The organism is Pontivivens nitratireducens (assembly GCF_014235845.1).
GTDB lineage: Bacteria > Pseudomonadota > Alphaproteobacteria > Rhodobacterales > Rhodobacteraceae > Pontivivens > Pontivivens nitratireducens.
The window spans coordinates 1-8,490 of record NZ_JACJUQ010000034.1 but is presented as its reverse complement, the minus strand read 5'-3'; the positions used below and the strand labels follow the sequence as shown (position 1 = coordinate 8,490).

At 62.0% G+C, this 8,490-nt stretch carries 6 protein-coding genes; 1 reads left to right on the top strand and 5 read right to left on the bottom strand.

The annotated features are described in order from the left end of the window. Positions 1-27: 27 nt before the first annotated feature. The gene (locus tag H1S03_RS17080; RefSeq protein WP_283810384.1) at positions 28-1,479 is read left to right on the top strand and encodes a phospholipase effector Tle1 domain-containing protein; all 1,452 of its coding nucleotides are present in this window, start codon (positions 28-30) and stop codon (positions 1,477-1,479) included. Between the two features lie 372 nt (positions 1,480-1,851). Here H1S03_RS17080 and H1S03_RS17075 read toward each other — a convergent pair whose 3' ends face one another. From H1S03_RS17075 to H1S03_RS17055, 5 genes are all read right to left on the bottom strand, one after another. Beyond that, positions 1,852-2,580, bottom strand: coding sequence for a DUF736 family protein (locus H1S03_RS17075; RefSeq protein WP_185805285.1), 729 nt, complete (start codon positions 2,578-2,580; stop codon positions 1,852-1,854). 131 nt (positions 2,581-2,711) lie between these two features. Further along, the gene (locus H1S03_RS17070) at positions 2,712-3,008 is read right to left on the bottom strand and encodes a hypothetical protein (protein ID WP_185805284.1); all 297 of its coding nucleotides are present in this window, start codon (positions 3,006-3,008) and stop codon (positions 2,712-2,714) included. A 100-nt stretch (positions 3,009-3,108) separates the two neighbouring features. Continuing rightward, positions 3,109-3,570: a DUF6915 family protein gene (locus H1S03_RS17065; protein WP_185805283.1), complete on the bottom strand. Its 462-nt coding sequence runs from the start codon at positions 3,568-3,570 to the stop codon at positions 3,109-3,111. A gap of 1 nt (position 3,571) precedes the next feature. After that, on the bottom strand, positions 3,572-3,958 hold the full coding sequence (locus tag H1S03_RS17060; protein ID WP_185805282.1) for a DUF6878 family protein: 387 nt from the start codon (positions 3,956-3,958) through the stop codon (positions 3,572-3,574). A gap of 121 nt (positions 3,959-4,079) precedes the next feature. Beyond that, entirely contained in the window at positions 4,080-8,342 is a 4,263-nt protein-coding gene (locus H1S03_RS17055) for a strawberry notch-like NTP hydrolase domain-containing protein (protein ID WP_185805281.1), read from the bottom strand. Between the last annotated feature and the right edge of the window lie 148 nt (positions 8,343-8,490).

Genomic DNA, 8,490 nt, shown 5'->3' with positions numbered 1-8,490 from the left:
TCGGCGAGCGCTTCGACGCTTGAGTATCTGAAACCGCATGGACCGGGCCAGATACACAGAGGTCAGGACACTCCCATTTTTTCCGATGGGACCGGGCAAATGGGCGGGTCTAGGCCGGACCAACGCCTTTCGAACGTCTACAAGATGTATCGCGCCATGCGTCCCGGCCCAGACTCACCAATTAGCCCAAAGGATCAAGTCACCTTTTACGATCCTGGGCTGGGCACGGGCGAAAGCGGGGGACTCTTTGGCCGCATCAAACCTATCCTTGAAAGCGCAGTCGGCACCGGCATCGATCACAATATCATCGATTGCTATGAACAGATCATCGCCCATTATGAGCCCGGTGACCGTGTGCTGCTATTCGGCTTCTCGCGCGGGGCGTACACGGTCAGGGCACTAGCGAATGTCATGAACCTTTGCGGTATCCCGACACAAATGCCCGATGGCAAACCCATCCCGCGTCACGGACCCGGTTTACGCAAGATCGCCACGGATGCGGTGAAGTTCGTTTATAACCACGGTGCCGGAAAGCCTCGCGGACAGAACCCGTACTTCAAGCATCGCGAAGAGCTCGGTCACAGATTTCGCGAGAAGTATTCGAGTGCTCCCCTCGAGGGCGAAGACAATCAGGGCAATATTCAGCCAACCTTCATCGGAGTGTTCGATACGGTGGCGTCACTGCGGACTGCGGTCGTGCGCGCGCTTGTTTGGGGAGTGACGTTCACAGTCGGTGCTGCCTTTCTTGCCGGAATCGTGCTGGGATGGTCATTGCTTCTTGTCATCCCGCTCGGCGCCTTGCTCGGAGCGCTTGTTTGGCAACTCGGCTCACTTCTGCTCGATAATTTCAAGTATTTCTCGGATGATCCTGGTCGCAAATTGAAGATATTGCGCCCTACAGACTGGCCACAGATTCTGAAGACAGGGCATTTCGCCGCTTGGAACAAGCGCAACTACGACATGTGGCTGGATCCCGACGTAAACCACGCCCGCCACGCCATGGCGATCGATGAAGACCGCGCAGACTTCCCGCGAGTTGGATGGGCGTCCAAAAAAGCCGCTATAGAGACCAAGAACCGAGAACCGGCTTGGCTCAAGCAGGTCTGGTTCCCGGGTTGTCACAGCGACATCGGTGGCAGCTACCCCGAGGCCGAATCCCGTCTCAGTGATATCGCCCTAGACTGGATGGTCGATGAGTTAAAGGAGTGTGTGCCTTCAATCAAAATCAACGAAAATTACCTTAACCGCGCTCCTGATCCTTTGGGCCTGCAGCACCGCGAGGACGCGATCTTGGCGTTCGGACCAGTCAGCATTCCATGGAAAAAAGGAATCCGAGAAGTCGGCGACGATTTCCCTCTCCACCCATCCGTACAAGAACGCATGCAGGCGACCGCGGTCGCTCAATTCGGAGAGGTCAAACCATACCGACCGCAACAACTGAGCAAGCGACGCGATCTAAAGCGTTTCTATAAGACCTAAAACGCGTCTTCGGGCCTTTTCCGCAACATCTTTCTCGGCTCACCTTAATGTGGGACTGACCACGTCACACTAGAAACAGCAAGTGAGAGAAGACCATAGTGCCGCACGAAAGGAATCCCCTGAGATCACGCGCTGCGCAGCGATGTGCGAGTTCAATTGACCCAACACCCAGTGACCACAACGAGTGACTCATTTGCCAAGCTGCAGCGTAGCATCCTGGAATTGATGTAGATCTCAACCTCCGGTAGGATATGGATGGTGTCTTCCCAAGTATCGTACGATATGTCTCGCTGCGACATCGAGATAAGAAAAAGGGGAACCGTGATCCCACGGCTCCCCTTTCGGTTCAGATCGCCTCCTCTCGCGCGCTAATCACGCGACCAGCGAGAGCCCCGCGCCTGCGTCCTGCGGCTGCTCACCGCTGTCGATGAACGGGATGATCGAGAAAGTCTGCCCGCCGCGCTGCTCTTCGTTCTGCACGGCGTTGACGCGCAGGTCGCCATCGGGCGTGTTGATCAGCAGCGACAGGTAGTCATTGCCCGTGCGGCTGCTTTTGGCCATCCACGCCGAGCCGACGCGGATTGGTTTACCCCGGGGCGAGCTGACCTCGATCCGGTAATCGGGGTGGGTCTCCTCGGATTTGTAGCTGTTCTCGATCAGCATGAACTCCAGATCGAACATCATGTTGGCGATGTAGCCCGTGAAGGCGTTGTCAGCGTCCATGGCGGTGAGCTCGCCCGAGATCGAGCCGGATTTCATCAGGCCGTTCGAGACCAGCGGGATGATCTCGAACTCCCCGCTTTGGGTCGCGCGCGCTTCTTTCGTCTGCACCGCGTTGACCCGGAACGGACCCAAGCCGACATCGATCTGCATCGAGATGTAGGGGTTGCCGCTGGTATTGCCGGTCTCGTTCCAGGCCGTGCCGATGCGCACCTTGCGGCCTGATTTGTTGACTGCCGTCACGTCAAAATCCGGGCTGCGTTCGGACATCTTGGCCCGCGCCTCCAACTGGATGGCGATGTCAAAGCGCGTCCCGTGGATCATGCCGGTGTACTGAGCGGCTGCGGTCTCGACATTGCGGGTGAGGGTTCCTGCGAACATGGGATGGTTCCTTCTTGGATTGGCCGGTGCCTGACGTTCTTGCCAACGCATCCGGGATTGCTTTCTCGACCCCTTGAGGGATCACAAATCAGAAAGCCTGCTTTCCTTTCAGCCCCGCCCGCGGGTCAGAGCTACCCTCCGAGTGGGAGCGCCCCCGCGCCTCCGGGTGCTACGCTCCTCCCCTGCCCGTCTGGTCTTGGTTGGCTGCCCGGATTTTCCGCGCTGTCCTTCGATCGCGCGACGAAGAACTCCGTTTCTTTTCCGTTCAACCGGTGCCCGCCCCGGTCGGTCAGACCGATGCAGCTACCATTCGGCACATAGGTGATGAGGTACTGACCGAGCCGGTCCTTATGGACAATGTAGCTGGTATTGGCCCAATGCACGGTCTGCCCGGCATCGACGGCCGCCTTGATGTCATCGAGTGTCATGTGATCCTCCTTAAGAAGATTGGTGGGGAAACGACGCAAGAAGCCCGAACTTCCAACCGGGCTTCCATGCAGTATTCGTTTGGCAAACGACCGAGAGCTGTCAGGCACCTTGCGTGGTTTGCGTCGCGCGCGCCGCCATCCAATCCTTCAGGCCAAGAACCGTTCGTCCGGCGGCGACCTCGGAGGCCCAGGCAACCCTTGGGTCGCCGCAGGGCTCGGAGCCGCCATGCCGGTTGATATGGCCATTGGCCATCCATGGCTCGGGCTGGATCCGTCGCAGCCAGTCCGCCATGCTTGGGATGCGGCCCTGGCAGTCTTCACGCACATGCTGCTCGCCGATCCAGCGCACGGGTATGTCCCGACCCGCGCTATTGGTCAGGGTCAGGCCGAAAACCCGTTCCGCCTCGAACAGGCCTTGAGCGTGGTGGCGCATGGCGCGGTGCGTGAAGAGCGCGAGATGCTCTTTCGAGGCGTCAAACCAATCGTGCACGGCCTGATAGTCAGGCGGCACCCCGCCGAATTTCCGGGCAGAGCTTTCAGCATGATGAAGCGGATGGGCCATCTCAAAGACCCTCATCATAGCTGTGCGAGCATTCGACATAGCGGTCCGCGTGATCGAGGGTGATGCTGTCTAGTGCTATGTCCCAGGTCAGCGTGCCGTAGCCGCCCTCGTTGTTCTCGAACCCCGGGTGATGGTGATAGGCGAGCGACCAGGCGAAATCGCCCACGGCGGTGGCAAGCGGTTCCGGCAGTTGGACCTCTGCAGGCTGCACCGTCACATCGTCGACATTGCCGGAGTCGCCGTAGCCTTCGTATTCGGCAGTGACCTCGCTGATGCCAAACGCGCGCAATTGCGCGATCAGCTCCGCTCGGGATGCCTTCAAGGTGATTTCGCGCTCTGCACGCCACTGAGCCGCCATTGCGGCATAATCGATCTGGGGATTGGTCATGGGTCAGTCCTCTTGTCTGAATTTGGGGGGCCGGGCGTGGCATTGGTCAGCGCGCGTCCGGAAAGCGCAGATCGGCCAAATCCCGATCCACGCCGCCCGACCGGAAGCTCGCTTTGACTTTTCAGGCGGCTTGTTCTGCAGCTCTAGCGGCTCCCTGCCCAACGATCCGGGCCAGAATGCTTCCCGTGTCGATCCCGTCCCCATGCGGCAGGAACACCCGCAACTGGAAGGCGATGATCTCCGTGAAACACCCCATGGCCTTGAGGCCTTCGATCATGCCCTTGTCCGCGCCGCCAAGCTCGAGACGCATCTCGCCTGCGACGCGGCGACGGGTCAGGGTGAGACCCCGGCCCAGATCGACATGTGCGGTGGTGCCGAGGGCGGCGGTTAACATCTCCTGCGGCGTTTGCGGATTGGAGACGAGGAAGCGGGCGCGCAGCGCGGCCGCCCCTTCCTCGCTTAGCGTGCGCCCGATCATGGCGGTCGCCCCGTCGGGCGTGACGCGGTAGATGCGCTCATTGGTGGTCGGAATGTCCTTCCAGATCGGCAGCAGCAGCCCGGTCAGCAGGTAGAGCTTGGTCGTGGTGGTTTTCGGCAGGGACGCAGCCTCGGCATCCCAAAGCCTTGCGAACTCAGGCCTTCCGATGTCTTCCCAGGCCGAGGACTCGAACCGCGCCTCTTCGAGATAGCTCGACCCGTTTGGCCGCACCACCTTGCGCATCAGCGTGACGATGTCCTCGTCATACATCTGCATGGGCCGCGCCGAGATGAGCGCCGCGCGACCGGAGGCGCGATTGACCATCGGCAGCTTGTCGGGGTTGCGCGACAGGGCGTCATCCGCCGACAGCACGTGGACCGGGTCCGTCACCTCAAGTCCGATGATCCGCGTCACGGCGCCAGATTTCGGGCAGGTCCAGAGATCTTCCGTGGAGACCTGTTCTATCTTGTCGCCGCGTAGGGTTTCGACGCCGAGATCGAGCGTGCCCGCCGCGCGCGCCCGTTCCGTCTGATCGGCAATCCGGCGCATGAACTCGGCAAAGAGCGCGTTTTGCATGTGGATGGGAAGGGCAAGCACCCGGTTGAGAAACCGCTGGATCGGGGGAAGCTCCTCGAGAAGCACACCGTCCTTGTCGATCAGCCGCAGGGCGGTCCAGTCGGTGAAGCTCTCGTAGCTCATCGCCTCAGCGCGCCCGGCGGCAAGATCGGCGAAATACCCACGCAGCGCCGCCCGTGCGATCGGGCTTTCGAGATTGTCCTCCTCGCGGAACATGCCCTGCGAGCCGGTCTCGCGCTGACCCTTGGTCAAGGCCCCCAGCTGGTCGAGGCGTTTGGCAATCGTCGAGGTGAAACGCTTCTCTCCATGCACATCCGAGGTGCAGACCCGGAAGAAGGGCGCGCTGACCTGAGCCGAGCGATGCGTGCGCCCGAGCCCCTGGATGGCCGCATCCGCGCGCCAGCCGGGCTCCAGAAGATAGTGCCGCCGCCGTTTCTGGTTCTTCGCCGTTTGGGCCGCGTGATAGGACCGGCCCGTGCCGCCTGCATCGGAGAAGATCAGGATATCCTTTTCGCCGTCCATAAAGGCTTGGGTCTCGGATGAATTGCTGCTGGCGGCGCGCTTCTCGATGAAGAGGTGGCCATCGTCCGCCTTCAGAGGTCGGATCGACCTTCCGGTCACTTCGGCCACGGCATCGTCGCCAAAGGCCCAGAGGATCTGATCCAGCGCCGAAGGGATCGGGGCCAGCGTCATCAACTCCATCATGGCCGCATCGCGCAGGGCGAGCGCCTCGCGCGAGACAACGAGCGCCCCGGTCTCATCCCGTAAAGGTTCCACCACCATATTGCCGTCGATCTCGACGAGCTTTTGAGCATGGATTGGGAAGGCCTGTTCGAGGTAGCCCAGCACGTAGTCACGCGGCGTCAAGGCACCCTCGACGAGCTCGTCGTCGGAATCCATCGTCTCAAGCCGGCGTTTCAGCAGGCTCTCGCCTGTCGAAACCACCTGGATGACGCAGGCGTTGCCCGCCGCCAGATCATCCTCGATCGCGCGGATGATGGTCGGGGCCTTCATGCCCATCAGGAGATGGTTGAAGAAACGCTGCTTCGTGCTCTCGAAGCGGGACTTGGCCGAGGCGCGAGCGGCCGAGGCATTGGTCTCGCCAGAGGCGTCGTTGACGCCGGTCGCCGTCAGCGCGGCTTCGAGATTGTGGTGGATCGTTCGAAACGCACCCGCATAGGCGTCGTAGATCTCGATCTGGGCCGAGGTGAGCGCGTGTTCGAGCACGTCATACTCCACGCCGTCGAAGCTGAGGGCGCGGGCCGTGTAGAGCCCGAGCGTCTTGAGATCGCGGGCAACCACCTCCATGGCGGCGACACCGCCGGCTTCCATCGCCGAGACGAAGCTCTCGCGGCTTGGGAAGGGGTATTCGGGGCCCTGCCCCCAGAGCCCCAGCCGCGCGGCATAGGCCAGGTTGTGCACGCTCGTGGCACCCGTGGCCGAGATGTAGAAGACGCGGGCGCGGGGTGCTGCCAGTTGCAGCCGCAGGCCAGCAAGGCCCTGCTGGGAGGGTTTGACCCCCCTGCCCTGCTCGGACCCGGCCGCGTTCTGCATGGCATGGGCCTCATCAAAGGCCAGTACGCCTTCAAAGTCTTCGCCCATCCAGTCGAGGATCTGGCTCAGTCGCGTGGTGCCGCATTTGCCCGCGGACCGCAGCGTGGCGTAGGTGACGAAGAGGATACCGTCACCCATAGGGACGGGCTGGTCCGGTTTCCATTTGGAGAGCGGCTGGATGTCGGCGGGCGAGCCGCCGAGATCGGTCCAGTCGCGTATCGCGTCCTCGATGAGCGTGGCGGATTTGGAAACCCAGATCGCCTTCCTGCGCCCGGAAAGCCAGTTCACGAGAATGAGCCCCGCGCATTCGCGGCCCTTGCCGCAACCGGTGCCGTCGCCGAGGAAATAGCCAAGGCGATAGGCACGTGCATTAGGGTCATCATCGGCGCGCGTCAGCTTGGTCTGGTCGTCATCGATGGTAAACCGACCGGGCAGATCACGCCCATGGGCATCATGTGCCATGACGATGGTCTCGAGCTGCGCCTCGGACAGATGTCCCTCCTCGATCAACCGTGCGGGCAGGCGCAAGTCATCACGGCCCGTGTTTGAGGGCATGGGCGGGGCAACCGAGGCCATGGCGATGCTTTCAACGAGCGGCGTGGGATGTTCCTGCGCATCCGCAATCTCGATCCGTTGCGGACGGTAGCGCGCATAGATGTCCGAGATGGGCATGTTGTCGCGCGGGGTCTGAAGGCTCGTGAAGCTGAGCGGACGGACGGCATTGGCCCTGGCTGTGGGGGCGGTGATAACACCGGCAGCGGTCTTGCGCGGGACAGATGATCGAACGGTCGGCCGAGCATGAGGGATCGCTTCAACCCGTTGGGCCAAGCTCATCTCGGTCCGTGTTGCGGCCACGGCATCGACAAATGGAAGGGCTTCATCCAGATCGCACAAAGTGGCGCGGATCATCTCGCCGCCCTCCTGCACCTTGTCGAAGACCATGAGCTGGGTTTCGACAGATGTGCCGAGCTTGCGGTAGACCTGCCCCGGCATCGTCAGCGCCAATCGTGGCGTCAGGAGATCGCAGGCGCGGGACCAATGCGCGGCATCGCGTTCGGGCGTGAACCCCGGCGGCATGATCGCCACCAGGCGCCCGCCGGGTGCCAGGCGCTTTGCAGCCGCAATGAGATGTTTGGCGGCGATGTGCTTGTCTCGGGATCGGTCGACCGAGGAGGCGAAAGGCGGATTCATCACCACGACGTCGGGTAGAACCGGCGTCTGCAGCAGATCGTCGATATGCTCGCCGTCATGGCCCGTCACCTCGCCGCCGAAAACCGCGCGCAGGAGGCGCTGGCGAAAGGGGTCGATCTCGTTGAGCAAAAGCATGGCACCGGCCCGGGCGGCGATAGCGGCCAGTGCACCGGTGCCAGCCGAGGGCTCCAGAACGGTCTCGCCCTTGCGGATCGCCGTGGCCCGCAAGACCAGCGCCGCAATTGGCAGCGGCGTGGAAAACTGCTGTAGCCGGATCTGCTGCTCGGAGCGGCGGGTTTCCGTCAGCAGCCGTGAGGCAAGCAGCTTTGCAGCGGCGATATCACCTACCGCGCCGTCCCCACGCAGCAGCACCTGAACAGACGCGGCCTGCATCAGGTCATATGCCATGCGCCAGTCCCAGGCACCGCCGGCATCGCTGCCATGGAACGTCTCGCGCATGATGCGCGCGAGCGCTGAACTGCGCAGGGGCTGGTGGTCGACCTCCGCGCCGATTTGCGCGAGGGCAGAGGCGAGATCGGCTTCGGAGATTGCGAGAGCCGGGTTGGCCGTTCTGGGTTTGGACATGGGGATTTTCCTTTGGATCAGGGTCTGAGTTCCAAAGGACAAAAAGCCCGCTCTACACTTTTTGTGGTTTCCGCGGGAGTGTCCTGACCTCTGTGTATCTGGCCCGGTCCATGCGGTTTCAGATACTCAAGCGTCGAAGCGCTCGCCG